The 20,335-nt window shown below is 53.4% G+C and carries 16 protein-coding genes and 1 other RNA gene; 10 read left to right on the forward strand and 7 right to left on the reverse strand.

Features of this window, described 5'->3' with window-relative positions:
* Positions 1–3: 3 nt before the first annotated feature.
* From A6764_RS03720 to A6764_RS03730, 3 genes are all read right to left on the reverse strand, one after another.
* Positions 4–1,041 (reverse strand): FecCD family ABC transporter permease, encoded by a 1,038-nt coding sequence (locus A6764_RS03720; protein ID WP_029098159.1) that lies wholly within the window; start codon positions 1,039–1,041, stop codon positions 4–6.
* On the reverse strand, positions 1,038–2,048 hold the full coding sequence (locus A6764_RS03725) for a FecCD family ABC transporter permease (RefSeq protein WP_065067330.1): 1,011 nt from the start codon (positions 2,046–2,048) through the stop codon (positions 1,038–1,040). The genes A6764_RS03720 and A6764_RS03725 overlap by 4 nt, the downstream gene beginning before the upstream one ends.
* A gap of 195 nt (positions 2,049–2,243) precedes the next feature.
* A complete protein-coding gene (locus A6764_RS03730) occupies positions 2,244–2,384 on the reverse strand; it encodes a hypothetical protein (RefSeq protein ID WP_176703299.1) in 141 nt (46 codons plus the stop codon).
* Between the two features lie 96 nt (positions 2,385–2,480).
* Between A6764_RS03730 and A6764_RS03735 the strand changes: the two genes are divergently transcribed.
* A complete protein-coding gene (locus tag A6764_RS03735) occupies positions 2,481–3,485 on the forward strand; it encodes an ABC transporter substrate-binding protein (protein ID WP_065067329.1) in 1,005 nt (334 codons plus the stop codon).
* A gap of 161 nt (positions 3,486–3,646) precedes the next feature.
* Here the strand turns inward: A6764_RS03735 and A6764_RS03740 are convergent, their stop codons facing one another.
* From A6764_RS03740 to A6764_RS03750, 3 genes are all read right to left on the reverse strand, one after another.
* The gene (locus A6764_RS03740) at positions 3,647–4,393 is read right to left on the reverse strand and encodes an ABC transporter permease (RefSeq protein WP_065067328.1); all 747 of its coding nucleotides are present in this window, start codon (positions 4,391–4,393) and stop codon (positions 3,647–3,649) included.
* Positions 4,394–4,405: 12 nt separating this feature from the next.
* Complete coding sequence (locus A6764_RS03745; RefSeq protein WP_264622398.1) at positions 4,406–5,143, reverse strand: ABC transporter ATP-binding protein; 738 nt, start codon at positions 5,141–5,143, stop codon at positions 4,406–4,408.
* Positions 5,144–5,220: 77 nt separating this feature from the next.
* A complete protein-coding gene (locus tag A6764_RS03750; RefSeq protein ID WP_029098167.1) occupies positions 5,221–5,616 on the reverse strand; it encodes a YqzM family protein in 396 nt (131 codons plus the stop codon).
* Positions 5,617–5,832: 216 nt separating this feature from the next.
* Here A6764_RS03750 and secG point away from each other — a divergent pair, with 216 nt between their 5' ends.
* From secG to ssrA, 4 genes are all read left to right on the forward strand, one after another.
* Positions 5,833–6,075 (forward strand): preprotein translocase subunit SecG, encoded by a 243-nt coding sequence (secG, locus tag A6764_RS03755; RefSeq protein WP_029098168.1) that lies wholly within the window; start codon positions 5,833–5,835, stop codon positions 6,073–6,075.
* A gap of 141 nt (positions 6,076–6,216) precedes the next feature.
* The gene (gene rnr / locus A6764_RS03760) at positions 6,217–8,673 is read left to right on the forward strand and encodes a ribonuclease R (RefSeq protein ID WP_065067326.1); all 2,457 of its coding nucleotides are present in this window, start codon (positions 6,217–6,219) and stop codon (positions 8,671–8,673) included.
* A gap of 97 nt (positions 8,674–8,770) precedes the next feature.
* Positions 8,771–9,244, forward strand: coding sequence for an SsrA-binding protein SmpB (gene smpB / locus A6764_RS03765; RefSeq protein WP_029098170.1), 474 nt, complete (start codon positions 8,771–8,773; stop codon positions 9,242–9,244).
* Positions 9,245–9,549: 305 nt separating this feature from the next.
* Positions 9,550–9,906: a transfer-messenger RNA gene (gene ssrA / locus A6764_RS03770) on the forward strand.
* A 325-nt stretch (positions 9,907–10,231) separates the two neighbouring features.
* Here ssrA and A6764_RS03775 read toward each other — a convergent pair.
* A complete protein-coding gene (locus tag A6764_RS03775; RefSeq protein ID WP_141669696.1) occupies positions 10,232–11,155 on the reverse strand; it encodes an IS1 family transposase in 924 nt (307 codons plus the stop codon).
* A 178-nt stretch (positions 11,156–11,333) separates the two neighbouring features.
* Here A6764_RS03775 and A6764_RS03780 point away from each other — a divergent pair, with 178 nt between their 5' ends.
* Genes A6764_RS03780 through A6764_RS03800 form a run of 5 tightly spaced genes read left to right on the forward strand, consistent with a single transcriptional unit; the run spans position 11,334 to position 20,199 of the window.
* The gene (locus tag A6764_RS03780; RefSeq protein ID WP_065067324.1) at positions 11,334–12,848 is read left to right on the forward strand and encodes a TIGR02677 family protein; all 1,515 of its coding nucleotides are present in this window, start codon (positions 11,334–11,336) and stop codon (positions 12,846–12,848) included.
* A 37-nt stretch (positions 12,849–12,885) separates the two neighbouring features.
* Positions 12,886–14,067, forward strand: a complete 1,182-nt coding sequence (locus tag A6764_RS03785; protein ID WP_065067327.1) for a TIGR02678 family protein — start codon at positions 12,886–12,888, stop codon at positions 14,065–14,067.
* Positions 14,068–14,081: 14 nt separating this feature from the next.
* On the forward strand, positions 14,082–18,278 hold the full coding sequence (locus A6764_RS03790; protein WP_065067323.1) for a TIGR02680 family protein: 4,197 nt from the start codon (positions 14,082–14,084) through the stop codon (positions 18,276–18,278).
* Entirely contained in the window at positions 18,256–19,692 is a 1,437-nt protein-coding gene (locus tag A6764_RS03795; protein WP_065067322.1) for a DUF2399 domain-containing protein, read from the forward strand. Before A6764_RS03790 ends, A6764_RS03795 begins: the two co-directional genes overlap by 23 nt.
* Positions 19,693–19,695: 3 nt before the next feature.
* Positions 19,696–20,199: a type II toxin-antitoxin system PemK/MazF family toxin gene (locus A6764_RS03800; RefSeq protein WP_065067321.1), complete on the forward strand. Its 504-nt coding sequence runs from the start codon at positions 19,696–19,698 to the stop codon at positions 20,197–20,199.
* Positions 20,200–20,335: the final 136 nt, after the last annotated feature.

Below are 20,335 nucleotides of genomic sequence, written 5' to 3' on the forward strand. Positions count from 1 at the left end.
AGCTTACCGGTTTCGGTTTTTGTAGAGCAGGTAGATGAAAAACGGTGCCCCTACCGCCGAGGTAAAGACGCCGACAGGGATGTCGATCGGGGAAAAGGCCGTTCGCGCAATCAGATCGGCAATCAAGAGGATCAGGCTGCCGACCAGGGCCGAAACCGGCAGGGCGCCTCCAAACGAGGGGCCGACCAGCATTTTGGCGATGTGCGGCGCCAGCAGGGCGACAAAGCTGATTTCCCCGCCGACGGAGACGGCCGCCCCGGTTAACGCGGCGCAGATGATCAAAAGCGCAAAGCGGTCGAACTGAACCAGGCTGCCCACGCTCGTCGCCACCTCGTCGCCCAACTGCTGGACGTTGACGCGGCGGGCGAGCAGCGCAGCCAGCGCGATCAGGCCGACAACCCACGGGCCGATCATCTTCACGTCGTTCCAGTCGACGCCGTAGATGCTGCCGGTGAGCCACAGGGTGGCCTTGTTCTGCAGGACAAACGGACTGAACAGGATCAGCACCGTGATCACCGCGCTGGCGGCGATTTTGATGCCCACGCCGATGAGCACCAGCCTCAGCGGCGTCACCCCTTTTTTCCAGGCGAGCGCGTACAGGATGAACGTCGTCAGCGTCGCTCCCAGAAACGCGAAGGGGGGAAGCCATTGAATGCTGGCCGATTCAAAGTAGAGCAGGAAGGCGACGGCCGCAACCGCAGCACCTCCCGTTACCCCGAGAATGTCGGGCGCAGCCAGGGGATTGCGGACGATCCCCTGCAGAATGGCCCCGGCCGCTCCCAGCGCGGCCCCCACCAACAGGGCGATGACGACGCGGGGGAGGCGGAACTGCATTACGATCAGCGCATCCTGTTCCTCTCCCATCCCCAGAAACGCCTTCAGGACGTTGAGGGGAGAGATGTTCATTTCGCCCATCCCCAGGCTGACTACCGTGACGGCTCCGGTCAGCAGCAGGCAGACAGCGGCGTACAGCAGCGTTTTCTTGTGAATGTGAAAGGAAAAGGAGCCTTTCTTGTTGCGCAGCGGCAGATACGACTTCATTTCTTCTCCAGCCCCTTTCTCGCCACGTAGATGAAGAACGGGATGCCGACCAGAGCGGTCATCGCTCCGATGGGCACCTCTGCAGGCTTGGCGATGAAACGGGCGGCGATGTCCGCTGCGAGCAGGATGGCGGAACCGAGGATGCCGCTGTACAAGAACACCCACCGCGTGTTCAGCCCGACCAGATAGCGGGCGAGGTGCGGCGTGACCAGTCCGACAAAGCCAATCGGCCCTGCCACGGCGACCGAACTGCCGGAAAGCAGGACGATCACCACGCCGGTCATGACTTTTACCAGCAGGGTCCGCTGCCCCAGTCCCTTGGCGACGTCATCGCCCATCAGCAGGGTCTGGATCGGACGGGCGAGCAGGAAGGCTCCCGCCCAGGCCGCCACCATGTACGGAAAGACGGCTTGCAAAAACTCCAGCTTGCGTCCCCCCACCGAACCGGACAGCCAGAACAGCACTTCGTCCAGTGCCTTTTCGTTCAGGACGAGCATGCCGTGCCGGGCGGATGCGGCCAATGCGGTGATGGCTGCGCCGGCCAGCGTCAGCTTTACCGGCGTCACGCCGTCGCGTCCCAGCGATCCCAGGAGATAGACGACGAGCCCGCTGACCGCCGCTCCCAAAAAGGAGATCCAAGTAAACGCGGTAAGGGAACTGATGCCGACAAACGTCACCGCAAACACGACGAACAGGGCGGCCCCGGCATTGAGGCCGAACAGTTCGACGTCGGCCACCGGGTTTCGCGTCAGCGACTGCAGCAGCGCGCCGGCGATGCCCAGACTGGCTCCGACGGCCAGGGCATTCAGCACCCGCGGGACGCGAACTTCCTTGATGACGATGTGTTCATTGGAGCCGTTGAAGTGCGTGTAGGCGTCGATCGCCGTCTGCCAACTGGTGTCGATGACGCCGAAGACGAGGCTGGCGTAGCTCAAATATAAAAGAAGGAACAGTCCGATACAGACGCCAGCGATTTTGAGCGGATTGTTGTGCAGTAACGATTTCATGATCTTCATCCTTGGGTGACGATTTCTACTCGTTTCACATTCCAGTGTAGTTCTTGCAGGAGTGCATTGTCAATGATTTTGAGATTCATTATCACCGTTCGTGCAGGAAAAAAGTCAGTGTGTATATATAGGAAAGGAGACATTCCGGCACAGCAGCCGGCAGTCGGCCGCTCGGGCGGCAGCGGAAATGGAATTTCACGTCTGGCCTGAGGCGAGCAGGCGGGAGAAAGCGGGAAAGAGCAATGCCGGGAAAAAACGGAACGCGGTAAAAGCCTCAAGGCGTTCAGGGCGGACGATGCGATCGGAAACAGGCACATACATGATGGTGAGATTCATTATCATTTTCCTGTTGACTTCGTCCGACCGTGGTAGTAGGATATTGGGTGTAAATGATTTTAATTCTCATTATCATCATGGAAGGGAGTCAATTGCATGTTTTCTCGTACATACCGAACGGTACGCGGCAAAGCGTTTTTTGCCCTGCTGATGGCCCTCCTGCTGATCGTTACCGGCTGCGGCGGCGGACAGCAGGCAGCTGACCAAAAGCCGGCTGACCAAAAGCCCGCCGAACAGGCAGCAGGCAGCTCCGATCAATCCTACACCGTGAAACACGCGATGGGGGAAACCACGATCAAAGGCACCCCGCAGCGCGTAGTCGTCCTCACCTCGCAGGGGGTGGAAACGCTGGTGGCCCTGGGTGTTAAGCCTGTGGGTGCGGTCGGTTCCTGGACTGACCCAACCACCTTTTACGATTTCGTAAAACCACAGCTCGAGGGCACCAAAACGGTTGGTACCGAATCCCAGCCGAACCTGGAAGCGATCGCGGCGCTGAAGCCGGACCTGATCCTCGGCATGAAGTTCCGCCACGAAAAGATTTACCAGCAGCTGACTGCCATCGCGCCGACCGTCTTCGTGGAAGAACCGCGCGGCGACTGGAAAGAAAACTTCATGCTGTACGCGGAAGCGCTCAACAAGAAAGCGGAAGGCGAAAAAGTGCTGGCCGATTGGAACAAGCGCATCGAAGAGTTCAAGGCAAAAGTGGGCGACAAGGCGAAGACCAAAGTCTCTCTCGTTCGCTTCATGCCCGGCCGTGTACGCATCTACTACAATGACACGTTCGCCGGCACGATCCTGAAAGACCTGGGCGTAGCCCGTCCGGAATCGCAAAACAAAGACGAATTCGCCGCCGAAGTGACCAAAGAGCGGATTCCGGAAATGGACGGCGACATCATGTTCTACTTCTCCTACGAGACGGGAGACGGCGAAGCGACCAAGCTGGAAAAAGAGTGGACCAACGATCCGCTGTGGAAAAACCTGAACGTGGTGAAAAACAACAAGGCGTTCAAGGTGGACGACACGATTTGGAACACCTCTGGCGGCGTAATCTGCGCCAACAAAGTGGTGGACGAACTGGAGAAATACCTGCTCCAACAATAACGAGAGCAGCATGTGACATACGGCAGGCTGCCGGGATCATTCCCGGCAGCCTGTTTCCTTTTTGCCCGGTGATTCGGACAGATGCTGCATTCGTGACGTCTTCCCCGGCAGCCACGCTCCCCATGCGGTAACAGCCATTCCCGATCGCTGCGCCGAACGCGTCACGGACGCAGCATGGATTCGCGAGTAAACCAGAGCCGGTAGCACAGCAGGCTGACCAGCACGGCCGAGATCGCCGCGGACGAAGAAAACGCGAACATGATCAGAATCTGGTAGCGGACGGCATCGATCGGATTGGCCCCGGCGATGATCATGCCGGTCATGGTACCGGGAAGCTGCACCAGCCCGATCGTTTTCATCGTGTCGAAGGTGGGGATCATGCTGGCCGTTACCGCCCGTTTCAACACGTCGTGAATCGCCTGCCGCTTGTTTGCGCCCAGGCAGAGCAACGTCTCGATCTCACCGCGGGCGGTTTCCGTTTCACGCTTCATGTGATTGAGAAACAGGCCGCTGACCATCATGGCATTGCCGATGATCATGCCGGAGATCGGGATCAGGTACTGCGGTGAGGGTTCCACCAAACGGAACAGCAGCAGCAGCCCCATCGTCACCGTCGCCGTTATCGTCAGCGCGGCGGCGATGCGCCAGAGTACCCCCGGTAGCCGGTCCCCCCGGCGCGAGGCGTTCCAGGAGGCGACGGCGATCATCATGACGAGCACCAGCGCCAGGTAGACGGGGTGGTCGGCGTGAAACACAACCTGCAGCACGTACCCGATCACCAGCAGTTGGACGGCGCAGCGGACCGTGCTGACGGCGATCTCCTTTTCCAGGCCGAGCTTCTGCCAGAGGGAAAGCAGCAGCGCGATCAGGACAAACGAGAACGACAGCCACAGCGACATCGATGACATTCCCATCTCCTCCTATCCCTCTTGAATGGCGGCGGCCAAGAACCGGCGCGCCTCCTCGGTGCGGGGAGCGTTAAAAAAACGATCGCTCGGCGCATCCTCCAGCAGCCGGCCGTCTGCCATGAACCAGACCCGCTGGCCGACGGAGCGCGCCTGCTCCCAGTCGTGCGTAATCCAGATGAGCGTGGTGCCCTCACGGCGGTGCAGGTCGGCCAGCAGCCGCTCGGTCGCCTGTTTGCTGAGCGCATCCAGCGAGGCGGTCACTTCGTCCAGCAGCAGTACGGCCGGCTGCAGCAGCAGCGAGCGGACCAACGCCACGCGCTGTTTTTCCCCGCCGGAGAGCTGGTCGGCCGGTTTGGCCCAATCCAGTCCGCCCAGTCCCAACTGCTCCATCCATTCCCGGGCCCGATCGGCGGGAAAGGGGCGCTGGTGCAGGCGGCTGACCGTCCGCAGGTTGTCCTCCACGCTGCCGGGCAGCATGACCGGATGCTGGGAGACGTAGCTCATCGTCATGCGCCAGCGCTCCGGCGTCCATTGTGCCGGGGGTTTTCCCGCCAGCCGGACGGTCCCGCTGTCCGGGCGGGTGAGCAGGGCCAGGATGCGCAGCAGGGTGCTTTTGCCCTGTCCCGACTTCCCCAGGATGTGGATGATGGCCGGTTCTTCCACCACGGCCGACAGGTCGGCAAACAGCCAGCCGTCCGGCCGCGACGCCGACCGTTTGCCCAGTTGTTCCAGTTCCAGCAGCGGGGCCATCTGCCGTTCCTCCTCTCGAGAAATGAGAAAACACCGGAGAAGTCTCCGGTGTGTAACGCCCGTGGCTGCCTATGTATTTACTTGTGCTGAGCCAGCCACTCGGCAACTGCTTTGATTTCCGGTTGTTTTTTCAAGATGCCGGGGGGCATGCCGCCTTTCCCGTCCTTGATGATTTTCGCAATATCGTCCGCGCTGTACTTGCTGCCTGCTTTGGTCAGGTTCGGGCCGACAATTCCTTCCAGGTTTTGGCCGTGACAGGATGCACAGTTTTGCTTGTACACGGCTTCCGCGTCAATGTTGGCCGTTGGCGCTCCGCCACCTTGGGCCTCTTCGCCGTGTTTCGGCGGGAAAATGGCGGAACCGACAAGAGCAATAAGAAAAACGAGAAACAAGATACCAAACGAAGTAAAAAAGGCCTTCGCGGAGTCAACCACGTCATTTTGATTCATGTCTTTTTTGTTGGAACCAGCCATGTAACTAGGACCTCCTACGGCAAGTATAACGGTACAACTGCAATTTTACGGCAAAATCGTGACAGTTGCAAGGAAACGGAAAAACAGACAAAGAACGTACACAATTTTTGGATAAAAAACGGTCAATCAACCAGGGTTGCTGATCCGATCCAACTGTGGTAGAGTGGAAGTAATGGTTTCTTCACGTATGGGAAATTCGCTTTGAGGTGAATACACATGGTATTGGCTGCGAAAATCTTACTTGTGATCGCAAGTATTGGCTTAATTCTTGTCGTGCTGCTGCAGTCCGGAAAAAGCGCCGGTCTCTCCGGTGCGATCGGCGGCGGCGCGGAACAACTGATGGGCAAGCAGAAGGCCCGCGGAATTGACGCCCTGCTCGGCAAACTGACGGTTGTGTTTGCCGTGTTGTTCATGGTGTTTGCCATTCTGCTCGGGTACTTCTTGAGAAGCGGTGCGTAACATACGACTCGCCAAAGGCAGCAAGTTTGACTTGCTGTCTTTTTTCTATTAGGATTGCCTACGGTGAAATCGGAGAATACTGAATACTACATAGAAGAGGAAAAGTCGCGGCAACGTATGCGCGGCAAAGGAGGGTACGGAATGAAAGAACAGGACATCCTCGCGTTCATGCGGGAACAGGCGTATCACCCCATGACCGTGAAGGAGCTGGAGGAGGCGTTTGGACTGGCCGACTCCGAGGCGTTTAAAGAACTGGTCAAAACGCTGAACGCGTTGGAAGAGCGGGGCGAAATCGTGCGGACGCGAACCAACCGCTACGGCGTGCCGGAAAAAATGAACCTGGTGCGCGGCCGGCTGCAAAGCCATCCCAAAGGGTTCGGGTTTGTCATCCCTGACACGCCCGGAGAGGACGACATTTACGTCCATGCCAACGACATGAACGGCGCCATGCACGGCGATACGGTCCTGGTGCGGGTGGAAAAGAAAACGGGCGGCAACCGCCTGGAGGGGCGGATCATCCGCATCGTGGAGCGCGGCGTGACGGAAGTGGTCGGAACGTTCAAGGACGAAACGTACTACGCCTACGTCATTCCCGATGAGAAACGGATCGGCAGGGACATCTTCATCCCGAAAACGGCCTACAACGGGGCGGTGGACGGGCACAAGGTCGTCGTCAGGATCGTCCGCTACCCGGAAGGACGCGCCAACCCGGAAGGCGAAGTGATCGAGATCCTCGGGCACAAAAACGACCCGGGCGTGGACATTCTCTCGATCATCCGCAAGTATGGCCTGCCGGAAGCGTTCCCCGCCGACGTGCTGGCCGAGGCGGAAGCGGTGCCGGACGAAATCTCCGAGGAGGAGATCAAGGGCAGGCGCGACCTGCGCGACCGGATGATGGTAACCATCGACGGCGCGGATGCGAAGGACCTGGACGACGCGGTCTCGCTGGAGAAGCTGCCCAACGGCAACTACCTGCTGGGCGTCCACATCGCCGACGTCAGCTACTACGTCCGGGAACATTCCGCGCTGGATCAGGAAGCATATCGGCGCGGCACCAGCGTCTATCTCGTGGACCGGGTGATTCCCATGCTGCCGCACCGCCTGTCCAACGGCATCTGCAGCCTCAACCCCAAGGTGGACCGCCTGACGATCACCTGCGACATGGAGCTGGACGCGGAGGCCAACCTGGTCACCTACGACATCTACCTCAGCGTCATCCGCACCAACGAGCGGATGACCTACACGGATGTGCGCAAGATTTTGGAAGAGAACGACGAAGCGCTGATCGAAAGGTACAGCGAGCTGGTGCCGATGTTCCGCCTGATGGAGGAGTTGGCCCGCAAGCTTCGCGCCAAGCGGATGCACCGCGGCGCGATCGACTTTGACTTCCGCGAGGCGAAAATTTACGTCAACGAAGAGGGGACCCCGACGGAGATCGGCTTCCGCACGCGATCCATCGCCGAGTCGATCATCGAGGAATTCATGCTGGCGGCCAATGAAACCGTGGCGGAGCACTTCCACTGGATGAAACAGCCGTTTATGTACCGGGTGCACGAGGAGCCGAACCCGGAAAAACTGATGGCCTTCATGGAGTTTGTCACCAACTTCGGCTACGCCGTGCGCGGCAAGGGCAACTCCGTCCACCCGCGCGCCCTCCAGCAGCTTCTGGAGGAGGTGAAAGGGACGCCGGAGGAGGTCATCATCAGCACGGTGATGCTGCGCTCGATGAAGCAGGCGCGCTACGACGCGGAAAGCCTGGGTCACTACGGCCTGGCGACCGACTTCTACACGCACTTTACCTCCCCGATCCGCCGCTACCCCGACCTGATCGTCCACCGGCGGATTCACGAGTGGCTGGAGAACCGCGAGCTGTCCGAAAAGCGGTTGGCCTATTGGGTGGAGCAGATGCCGATCATTGCGGAACACGCGTCCCAGCGCGAACGCATCGCCGTGGACGCCGAGCGGGAAACGGACGATTTGAAAAAAGCGGAGTACATGCTGGAGCGGATCGGCGAGGAGTTCGAAGGCGTCATTTCCGGCGTCACGTCGTTTGGCATCTTCGTGGAACTGCCCAACACGATTGAGGGCCTGGTGCACATCAGCTATCTGACCGACGACTACTACCATTACCACGAAAAGGCGTACGCCCTGATCGGGGAGCGGACGGGCAAGCAGTTCCGCATCGGCGACGTGGTGCAGGTGCGCGTCTCCAACGTCAACGTGGATGAGCGGGCCATCGATTTTGAGATCGTCGGGATGAAGAAGCCCAACACCTTCCGCGGCCGGGAACGCACCCCCAAGGTGATCGACGGGCGCGGCGGCGAGCGCAAAGGCAAGCGCGCCAAAGAACGCGCCGCCAAGCAGGAAAAGCCCCATCCCGCCGTGCTGCGCAAGCAACGCAAGCAGCGCCGCCAGACCGAAGCGGCCCGGCAGACCGGTGCCGGTCAAGCGGACGCGTCCGAGGGCGATGTCGTGCCGCTCGACGAGGCGGCTGAATCGCCGACGACCCGGCAAAAGGCGTTTTGGGAAGACCTGATCCGAGCCAAAAAGTCGAAAAAGAAACACGTGGCCGGGCAGACGAAACGGAAGCGGCGGTAACCATCTTGTCACACGGCGCAAAATTTGCTAGACTAACAGGTACGATATTGGCGGATTGTACAGCCGTCCGGAAACCAGGCAAGCGAGGTGATCTCCCATGTCGAAAGCAAAAACCGGTGTGAAGACGCTGGCCCAAAACCGCAAAGCGCGTCACGACTATCACATCGAAGACGTGTACGAAGCCGGCATTGCCCTGACCGGCACGGAGATCAAATCGGTGCGGGCCGGACGCGTACAGCTCAAGGACAGCTTCGCCCGCATTCACAACGGCGAAGTGCTCCTGTACAACATGCACATCAGCCCGTACGAGCAGGGCAACCGCTACAACCACGAGCCGGAACGGACGCGCAAACTCCTGCTGCACCGTCTGGAAATCCTCAAACTGAACGGCCTCACCCGCGAGAAAGGGTACTCGCTGGTGCCGCTCAGCCTCTACCTCAAGGGCGGCTGGGCCAAGGTGGAGCTGGCGCTGGTCAAAGGGAAGAAGAACTACGACAAGCGCGAGGACATCAAGAAGCGGGACGCCCAGCGGGAAGTGGAGCGCGCGCTGCGCGAGCGGCAGAAGGTGTAACGAGGCGGGAGACGACCTCATCCTGTTTCCCGCGGCGGCATCGGATCGTTAAGAATGGCCGCTGCGTCTGCTGGCAGGGTACTCGCAGGCAAAGGTATGCTGCCCGCAGCCGAGCGGTGGCCGACAAGCCGTTATTCGCAGGTCCCGCGCTTGGTGCACGATGGCAGGACTGGCACAAATCGACGTTGAGTTTTGGATGCCGCGTGTGCTATAGTAAGAAGGCAATGAACCCCGAAACAACAGTCTAGGTGCGGAACAGTTGCCATCTTCGCCTAGACTTTTTTTCACCTTTTTCATTCTATCCTGGGGGCGTTCTGGATTCGACGGGAATGGTAGAGCATAAGAAGCGAGCCGGGGGGCTGCGGACCCCGTCAACAACGCGGAAAGCCATAACTGGCAACAAACAACTTTCTCTCGCTGCCTAATAACCAGCGAGGCTCTAACACTCCATCGGCCCGTGTGGCGTGATTAGGGCTCACTTCTAACGGGCTACGCCGGAGGTCTCCGCCTGGGGCCAAAGGAAGAAGACCAATCAGGCTAGGCAGTAAACTAGCGTGTCACTCCGCAGGTTTGCCGCCGAATTCCCAATAGAGTGACTGCGCTCGGAGATGCTTATGTGTCGCCGTTTTCGGACGGGGGTTCGAATCCCCCCGCCTCCACCATACATATCCACAATTTTGAGTTTGAATATAATGTCTATGTGTTCTATGTAGACAATTACTTTTTCAACGTAACTGCCAATGAACTCTTAATTTCGGGAATGTTTTTCTGAGTTACATAATCTTTGAAGGTAGCGAACAGTTGTCGCAGGGAGTCCTCTGTGATGGCTGTTTTTATTTTGTTAAGTTTTATTAAATATGTTTCAAAAAAATCAATTAAACTAAAACATCAACTATATAACTTAAATGTGGTGAATATCAAGGATAAAAAAGTTCACAAATTGGACACAATAATTTGCTCGTTTACTTCTCAGTAGTTGAGCTGATTTCAGTTGAAAACAAGTTCATTTGCAGCTCTCATATTATTCGTCAGAAGCGTGTACATAAAAAATGCTTTTTGCTGTTCCATGGAGATTTTATGCAGTTTATGTTTTAATGCCAATACGCTTAGAAAACCTTTCAGATATTTGATTGATAGGCCCCGATGAACCAAACTTGCTTGAGCAAAAAGGCGTAGGAACTCAGAAACCGGACTATTCCAATCTCGTTTCTCTACTGTCGTCAGTCCTTCAGATGGGCCGAAGAACTGTACATGTTTAGTAACAATGTTGTTCGGAAGGCCAGACTTAGGAACATTCGAATGTATACTTGAGTTTTTTTGAACTTGATTCAAAAAAGCTCTCCAAAGCTTTGAACGGTTACGCTTCATCCGGAATAGGTAGTTACCCAGTCGATCCTTGGCGACTATAAGAAAGATTTGTTCATTATCCTTCCCTTCTTTATTTGAATCTCGAATAAATTTGGATCTTCCTTGACTAGTAAGCGCTACTTCTTCGACTTCAATGATCCCTTGCAATCGCTGTTGATAAAAATCAGTCGCGAGTTGCAAAAACTTTTTTCTCCAGCGGTAAAGGGTTACCTTACTTAGCCCTAATTTTTTTGACAGTTGCCCTAAACTTGCTCCTTTAACCGTCATTTCCATAAATTCAAGCCATTTTTTCGGGTGGCGACTGCGGTGCATGAGAGATTGGGATAAATCATTAAGAGTAGCTCCACAATTTTTACATTTATAGCGTTTGCGGCCGCGATAATGGGCATGAAAAGCAAATGTGTCCTTTCTTTTGCAGTTCCGGCACTGGAGGCCTCTATATTGGGCGTATGATTGATACTTCTTCCAATTTCTTTGAATATCGGCCAATAAATGTTGGTTTTCTATCATTCTATTTTCTTCGTTAGATCCTCGCCGAGTCATATTTTTACCTCCGTACTCCAATCTTTCTTTAATTCTATCATGTTGAGATGAATTGGGACCACAATTAACTTAATTAATGAAAGAGAGAGAAAATTACTAAAATTTACAAATGTAGATTTTTTTCAAATTCACATTTACCATATTCGATAAGAAAAAATAGGACGGGAGGATCAGCTTCATGGATCATTCCATGTCACCTACGATGCTGAGAGGTGTTCCTGAATTTCGTTATTTAAACGCAGACAATGTCGCTCGCTATCGGGCAGTGATGCGCTATTTCTATCAGGAATACCAGCGACTTCGCTACTGGCTCCGGGTAGAAGAGGTATTCGAAGGGGTGAAACAGTGGGGGATACTGGAAGGATATACGGTTGAACAGTGCCAAGCAGATCTGGAGCAACTAAAAGAATGGCGCAATCTTGCATCGAGACACGATGGCGGTCGTGCGCAAACCGTGGAAGAGTATATGAGAAAGAAGAGTCAGTATGTACTGACACCATATTCAATTGAAATCGAACGAATGTTAGAAACGCTTGAAACCATCAAGGGGTACGGTGGGTCGTTGGAGACGACTTATCTTGATACGATTGCGGAGTGTCTGGTAGCTATACGGGCAAGCGGCGGACTGTTTCAGGAAGGGGAAGCATCGGCTTGTTGGGAAAAACTGTATCAAGCTTTTAAAACCATGCATGAGAATGCCGCTGACTTCATTGCCAGCGTGCATTCAATCCAAGCTGAACAGATGATGGCTACTGAAGCGTTTTTGTTGATGAAAGACAAACTGACCGACTATTTGCAGCATTTTATCAAAGGTCTGCAGAAAAAAGCCTATCTAATTGAAGGGCATCTGCAGAAAATCTCCCCTACTGTAGCTGAAATGTTTATGGAGCATGTCGTGGGTGACGAGATGCGAAAGCCCCGGTTGGAAGAAAGCTTTTCACGTGAAGAGATGGCCAATTCCTTGCAACAAGGTTGGCAGAATCTCAGAAGATGGTTCTTAGGAGAGGGAAGCGAACAGAGCGAGCTTGTATTACTGGAACGGGCAACCAAAGAGACGATCGCAAAAGTGGTTCGATGCGCATTGAGGCTGCAAGAGCGAAAACGGGCCGGAATCAGCCGGAAGAAAGAATTGGAGTATTTGGCACAATGGTTTGACAGCCTGACTTCGTTGGATGACGCACATTGCCTTGCTGCGTATGCGTTTGGCCTGTTCCCCAGCAGGCATCTGCAAGGCGAGGACGAACGCACGACCGATCTTGCCGATATTTCCATGTGGAATGAAGTGCCCAAGATTCGGGGGGTTCGCTCACGTAGCCGGAAAAGGCTATCGCGCTCGGAAACGGAACCGGTTAGACAATCGGAGATCAGAAAGAAGGCTACAAGGGCCGTCATTGAGCAGCAGCTTCAGGAGGAGCGAGAGTTTGTCCAGCGGATGGCCAGGAAGAAGCAGGTACGTATCTCTGAATTGGGTGTAGTTGATGCAAAGACGCGTTTGCGGTTATTGCATTGGATCGGTCGTTGCATGGGAAATGCTTCCCGTTCGTTTGTTACAGCGGAGGGAATCAAAGTGAGATTGCGATTGCCGCAGTCAGGCGAAATGACAACGTTGCTGTGTGAAGACGGTAAATTGGACATGCCCGACTATACGCTATGGTTTGACGAGTCATATAAGGAGGAGACGGTTCATGGGTAGAGGCGGTGCTCGGTCGTGGGCTCTGCGGCGTATGCGGATGCAGGGCAGAGCGGGCGACGATGTGTGGAGGGATAGACGCAGGGCATGCGCCCTTGCTCTGCTCAACCGACCGTGGATCACCAAGGAGGAAGATCCGGAGTTGTTTTACTGGATTCGCGACCAGTACCGTGAACTGAGGGACTGGTTTGCGGAATACGCCGGATTTTCCCTGATCCTGACCAGGGCTATGGCAAAATTGGATAAGGCACCGTTAAGGGCATATCCGTGGATGGGCATCCAGGAATTTCGTGAGCCGAGGGATTATGCGTTTTTTACCTATGGATTATGGTTTTTGGAAGGGAAAACGGAGTTGGATCAATTCCTGTTGAAAGACATGGTGGTGCAAATCCGAGAACAAATGGTTGGGACAGGACTGCATGTCGATTGGGAACTCTACCATCACCGATTGTCGATGGTGCGAGCATTAAAGAAGCTCAAACAGCTAGGGGTGCTGGTCGCGGTGGATGGTGATGAGCAGGATTGGGCCCACAACGATGAAAACAACGTTCTCTACGAATGCACCCCGAATGCCCGATATGTGCTGCGTCACTTCCCGGAGGAGCTTACACGCTTTACTGACATTCATGAGCTCAATGTCCAGATGGTCTATACGGACACCGCAGACGGAGAAATGAGAAGGCGTCGGCATCGTGTCTACAGGAGGCTATTATTGGAGCCGGTTATCCTGGATCAGGATTGGGATCCGGACGATTTGTACTATGTCATTACCCAGCGCAGGTCGTTAATCGAGCAACTCCGTACCATGTTTGGCTGGGAAGGAAGCCGGTATCGGGAAGGATTATTGTTTTTCCATCCAGACTCCACCAGTGATGGAGATCTTTTTCCCACCATGTCGGCTTTATCCGATTTGGTATTGCTGTTGGCGGGAGAATTGAGGCGGCTGCTGCATGCTGAGTCGTCGCTTTGGTATGTGGAACAAAATGGGGAGATGGTGCTTGGTCGCACAGATTTGGAAAATCTGTTGCTAGTTTTGCGCCAACGCTACAAAGAATACTGGAGCAAGGAGCATCAGGAGATGACAGCGGCAGAATTGGCTGAAGCTTTGACTAGGCATATGAGTGAATGGGGTTTGGGACGTTGGCAGGATGAAAACCGGTTCGCCGTTTCTCCGGTGTTGGGCCGCTGGAATGGCAACTACCAAGCAGAAGATTCAGAGTAAGGGGAGGGAGATCCATGCAGTTTGAAAATGAATCGCTGAATGAGCCTATTGCTGTTGCGGGAAATCAGACACGAAACCGCTGGGAGATGGCACGGGCAGGCATCTTCAATTTTTGGGTGTACGATGATGAAGAAATTTCACTGGAGGAAGGGCGTCTCATCCTGCGTGGGACAAACGGCGCAGGAAAATCAGTGACGATGCAAAGCTTTCTCCCGCTTGTGCTGGATGGCGACAAGCGGCCGCAACGTTTGGACCCGTTTGGCTCACGGGACCGGCGAATTGAATATTATTTGCTGGGCGATGATGGTAAACATATCGACCGTATCGGGTATTTATGGATGGAGTTCCATCATCCGCAAAAAGGCATATACAAAACGATCGGCATCGGGTTGCGTGCGCGCAGGGCTGCTTCCCAGGTAAGTTTTTGGGGGTTTCTGCTGGATGACGGCCGCCGGGTGAACCAGGATTTCTGGTTGTATGACCGGGTTGCCTGGTTGGAGGGGAAAGGAAAATACCCCCTTGATCGACGTGAATTGGAAGCGAGGATCGGTGCCGGGGGACAGGTGGTACAGGAACAAAAAGCGTACCGCGATCTGGTGAACAAAGCGTTGTTTGGCTTTTACGACAGTGAGGCCTTTGCCGATTTAATGAATTTGATCATCCAGTTGCGTAGCCCGAAGTTGTCCAAAGATTTCAAACCATCGGCTATTTATCATATCTTGACAGAAGCGCTACCTCCTCTCCAGGAAGATGACTTGCGTCCATTATCCGAGGTTTTGGAAGATATGGACCAGATCGCGGATCGTCTGGATGAGCTGAAGCTGCACCAGAGCGAGCTGGAAAAGCTGGAGGAATCATATGACCGCTATAATCGCTTTCTCCTCTACCAGGCATCAGAAGAGGTGCTTGATGCCAAAGCAAAAGCGGACGATGTTGCGAAGCATGTTGAAGAGGTTCAAGCTCAGTGCATCGAAACTGAACGAAAATTATCGGATTCCCATGATAGGTTGCAGGGATTCCGCGTCCGTTTGCAAGAAGTTGATGCAGATCTGGATGTATTAAACAGGCATGAAGCCATTGAAAAGCAGAGAGAATTGCAAGCGTTGGAGGGTAGTTTCGCCGAAATTGGGCAGTATTTGGACAAATCTCGTGCACGCATCAAAGGACTAAGACAGCGTCATGACCGTATGCAATTGGAAATCATGCAGAATAATGGTCTGATGACGGAGTATTTGCGTGCCCAGGAAGAACTGCTGCTGGAACTGGAGAGTCTGGCAAGGGAGATGGAATTTGCCGAGCACGATGTCTATCATCGTTACTGGCACCCTCATCCTCCCGAAGATGACAGATTTGTTCTTGAGTGGAAAAAGGATGTGGCCCGCCACCGGGAAGCGGTCGAGTATGCATGGAAGATTGCGCAGGCAGAGCGGGAAGCGTGGAACAGTTTGCAAGAACTGGAGAAGGAACTAGGGGCCATTCGGCAGGAACGTGACGCAGCCGAGCTGGCCAAGGTTGAGTCTGAAAAACAGACAGAAGCGGCCCTACAGCAGCTAAAAGAGGAGATTGTTCAGTGGAAACATCGGGTGAAAGGGCTTGCTGTTGAAGAAAAGGCGTTCCAGCAGATTTTGCAAGCAGTTTCTGCCATTTGTATTACAAACAGGAATTACAACAGTGTAAAGCAACCCGTAATCGAAACGGCAGAAGAGATTCGAAGACAATGGAGGGAACAGGAGTGGCAACTCCGCCACGACATTCAGCGGATCGAAGAAGTGAGGGCTGATCTCAAGCGGGAGCAGCAGGCTTGGCGGGAGAGCCGTGAACCGGAGCCGGAACGCAGCGACGCTAGAACTGCGGCGCGTGTTAGCCGAGGTGCAGGAGAAGGGGCACCGCTTTATGCGGTGTGCGATTTCCTGGGGCATTGGACCGAGGAGGAGCGAGCCCGCATCGAAGGAGTACTGAGCGCTTGCGGTCTGCTTGACGCATGGATAACCCCTGATGGACGTATTGGCAGACTCGAAGAAGGGGAAGAAGTATGGCTTGCACCTGCGCCAGTGGAATGGGGATATACCCTCGCCGATGTGCTGAAACCTGTTCCTTCGCCGGAAAGCGGTCTGGATGAAGCAATGATCGATGCTGTATTGCGGACGTTTGCCTGGAAAGAGGTAGACGATACGCCGCAATTTGAAGAGGTGGACACAACGTCGATCTGGATCGGCTCCACTTTCTTTCAATTTGGGCCGGTTCGCGGGTGTGTGACGGATACCCAGCCAGCCCGCTATATTGGCAAGGAAGCCCGCCGCCGGTTTAAGCTAGCGGAAATTGAACGATTGCAGCGCGAGATAGAGGCATGTGATCAACAACTGTGGGAATTGTCGAGGCAAGTAAGTGAAATCCAGATGGCGATTGCTCAGGTGGATGAGGATGTGCAGGCGTTTCCGGATGACAAGCTGGTTCAGGAGCGATTGGACGCGCTGGCCGATGCCGTGCACCGGCTCAATGCGGTGATGGCTCATGCGCAGCGGATGGCCGATCGAGTGAGGGAAAAGAACAATCTTTGGCAGCAGCTGAAAATCGAGTTGGCAGCGAGCACTGAGCAATGGTCTCGCCTCAAAAGCCTGAGAGAGTTGCAAGCGGCGAGAGAAACGATCCAGTTTTATTTGAACGGTCTGTCCGATTTGCATGCGGAGTGGAGACAGTACAGACAGACGACCCAAACCCTTCGTAGGTTGCAAGAAGAGGCAGAGGAATTGTTAGCGGAAGTTGAAAATGAAACAGAACTGGCGGAAGAGTTGGAGGAGAAATATCACTCCTTGAAAGTAAAGGTCGAGAGCCTGCGTCGCCACATGCAGGAGTTGGGCATCCACGATTTGTATGAACGCATCTCGCGGCTAAATGAGGAAAAACGGGAATTGGGACGGCAAATCGAAAAAGAAGATGAAAACATACGAGAGGCTGAAAAAATTCAAGAGCGGTTAGCAGAGCGACTCGAGACAAGAAAACGTCAATTCGACGAATTGCAACAGGCGGTAGAACGTGCTTTGCAACGATGGAATGGGGAAATTTCTTTGGGGCTTGTAGCGGACTGGGTGGATGTATCCAGATCGGAATGGGACGATGTCGAAGTTTTTCGCCTATGTAAAGAGATCTATCAGGAATTGCAGCCTTCTTCGGCGGGCAGAAACCGTGAAAGTGTGACTACTTCGTTGCTCGATCAGTTTAATGCGGTCCGCCAATTATTAATGGATTATGCGCTGGAAGCCGTGGTTGATGACAAGACCGGGCGGGTAACAGTTGTATCCATGCGCGATCGGTTGCGACCGCAAACCCCATCTACCCTGCTTGAGGAGATTAACGCCCTGATTATAGAGCATTCCGGTTTGCTGGATGAAAAGGATCGACAGCTTTACGAAGAAATTATCTTGCGCAGCGTAGGCAAAACGGTTCGCCAGCGCATTATGCGTGCCGAACAGTGGATCAAGGAAATGAACCGGCTGATGGCAGAGCGCAACACCTCAAGCGGATTGAAATTGCAGTTGCAATGGGTCCCCAAAGCCGCACAGTCGGAAAAAGAGATGAACGCGGAGCAATTGGTGGATCTTTTGCGCAGAGATGCGCGGCTGCTGCGAGAAGACGAGGTTGAACGAATGATCCAGCATTTCCGCTCGCGGATCCAGTGGGCGAAACAAGGGGCACAGGAAGAGAGAGAGTCGCTTCGCAAACACATTTACGAGATCCTGGATTACCGGACGTGGTTCCAGTTTATGCTCCGGTACAAAAAGGGCGGGGAGGCAGGATACCGGGAATTGACCGACTCGAGATTCAACGTGATGAGTGGTGGCGAAAAAGCGATGTCGATGTACATCCCGCTGTTTGCCGCTACGTATTCACGGTACGCAGATGCCAGTCCCGAAGCGCCCAAAATCATCTCTCTGGACGAGGCGTTTGCCGGTGTTGACGAAGAAAATATCCGCGACTTGTTCAAGCTCCTGACCGAAATGGATTTCGACTATATGATGACTTCGCAGGTACTCTGGGGTTGTTATGACACGGTTCCGAGTCTGTCTGTGGTGGAAATCTATCGCCCCAATGATGCCGACTTTGTCACGTTGTTCCGCTATCGCTGGAATGGAAAGCGACTCGAATTGCTTCCCACTGATAAAGCGGCGGCTGCAAGTGAGGAGAATGGATATGGACGAACAACGGATGAATGAGATTAAGGCATTTTTTTCCGAGCCTGGGCTTGGGCGATTTATAGATGCTGTTCGAGCCACTTATCGTGCGCGAGGCTTGTCCGGATTCATTCGAGTGAAACAGCTTACTTCCGAAGAATGCGATGTGTTAGGAGGACTACTGGGAGAACTTCAGAAGCCTGGGGAAGATTTGAAATTCTCAATACGAAAATTGGAAAACATCTTGCACCAAAGCGGCTTCACGATTCAGGAGTTGTTTGCTTGTTTGGATGGGAAGGAGGTATTAACGCGAGCCGAAAGGGAACAACAAGCTGAGAGAAATTGGAATCACTTTATCGATGAGTCGTTGAAGGCAATGAGGTGTGTCCAATTGCCGGTACGGATCGTCGAATGGGTGGAACGATTGCGTATAGGAGCAGCACAAGGGAGCCGGATTTTGCGTAGACTACATGTGCAAAATCCGGTAGATGCCCGTCAACAATTTGTATACTGCCTTGATGCGCTTAGCCGTGTGTGGGAGAGGAAGCAAAAAAAGCTTGTACAGGATGACGGTGAAGTTTCCGGCATTTTGATTCGCCTCCCCGTGCTGGCTGCGAAGGTTGCAAGAGACGCCCACGCGTTTGATTTCAAAAATCCTGCCGGACGATTGCTGTGGCACGGTCTTCGAGAGATTTTTTCAGAGGTATCGGATGACAAGTCAAACGATTCACTCGACTCAATGGATGCTGACAATGAATGGGAGTCGTCCGGCATAATTGACATGGACGGGATTCATGTGGCTGATCCAGTCAGAAGCTTAGAAATTCGAAAAACGTATCGATTCGCTGGCATAGCTGACGATGATATCTCTTCCCAAGTCATTCTCTTTGCGCCGCAACTGACAGAAAAGAATGAAGAGCTTGTTCTAACACTGAGACAAGTAGAGAGATTGTCTGCCATTCCAAAATTCTCCGGGCTGTATGTAGTTGAAAATCCTTCGGTGTTTGCGACTTTGTTGGATGGAACGCAATATGAGAAATTTAGCATCCGCTTATCCTATGATGTCGCTCCAATTTTGATCTGTTTAAACGGACAAGCGAGTGCGGCAACCATTCGATTCCTAGACTGTTGTTTGGAGGCAAGTAACCAAAATGACGTACGACTTCACTATTCCGGAGATTTCGATGTAAAAGGCTTGACTATTGCACAAGGACTTGCACGGAGATATGGGAAGCACTTTGTGCCGTGGCGGATGAATGTGTCGGATTACGAAAGATTCGCTCATTACGGTTTGACTTTGTCGGATCAAGAGAAAGAGCAATTACAAAAAATGACGGTTGATTGGGATGACAGCCTTTGTACCCGTATGTCCTTGCTTGGTTCAAAGGTTTATCAGGAAGTGTTTGTTGAAGAGCTATTGCATGATTGGGTAGAAGCTTACGGGTCGGAGGTGTAGGGATTGTTTCAGGGATCGCAAGAAGAGGATTTTGATAAATTGTGGAGTGAGATAAAAGAGATACTCACCATACAAACGGATCGTGAAAAAGCTGTGAAATTTGTAAAATGGATGAAACTGAAAGCTAGCCTAGCATTTGGTTCAGAACCATCCTTTCAATTTCCAATTTTCCGAAAGGGAATCTATTGGGCAGAATTGGGGGAAAATGTAGGTAGCGAAGAAAATAAGCACCGGCCAGTTGTTTTTCTTTGGAGCACAAAAGAAGCTCCAATCGCCGTAGTTGTGCCACTAACGACGCAGCGCTTGAACGATGAGTACTTTTTCCATATAGATCTAGAGCACTTTAATAACACGGCACTAATTGAGCAGATTCGAACTATAAGCTTAAGGAGAATCACCTATCCGTTACGAGCAAAGGGAAGGGTAGCTTCCGTAAGTCATCAAGACATAGTCAAGATTGATGATGCGATTAGAAAATTGTTTACTACAAGGCATAATGAAACTTGACAGAAGCTTTTTGTCATGCAATAATGCATATTGAAAGCATTGATCCCGTGAGTGATCACGTATACCTAATTGATTCCAAAAGAGCAACTATTAAAGTTGCTCTTTTGTCATATTTTGGGGTTTACTGCATACAATA

The organism is Brevibacillus sp. WF146 (genome assembly GCF_001673705.2).
In the GTDB taxonomy this organism is placed as follows: domain Bacteria; phylum Bacillota; class Bacilli; order Brevibacillales; family Brevibacillaceae; genus Brevibacillus; species Brevibacillus thermoruber.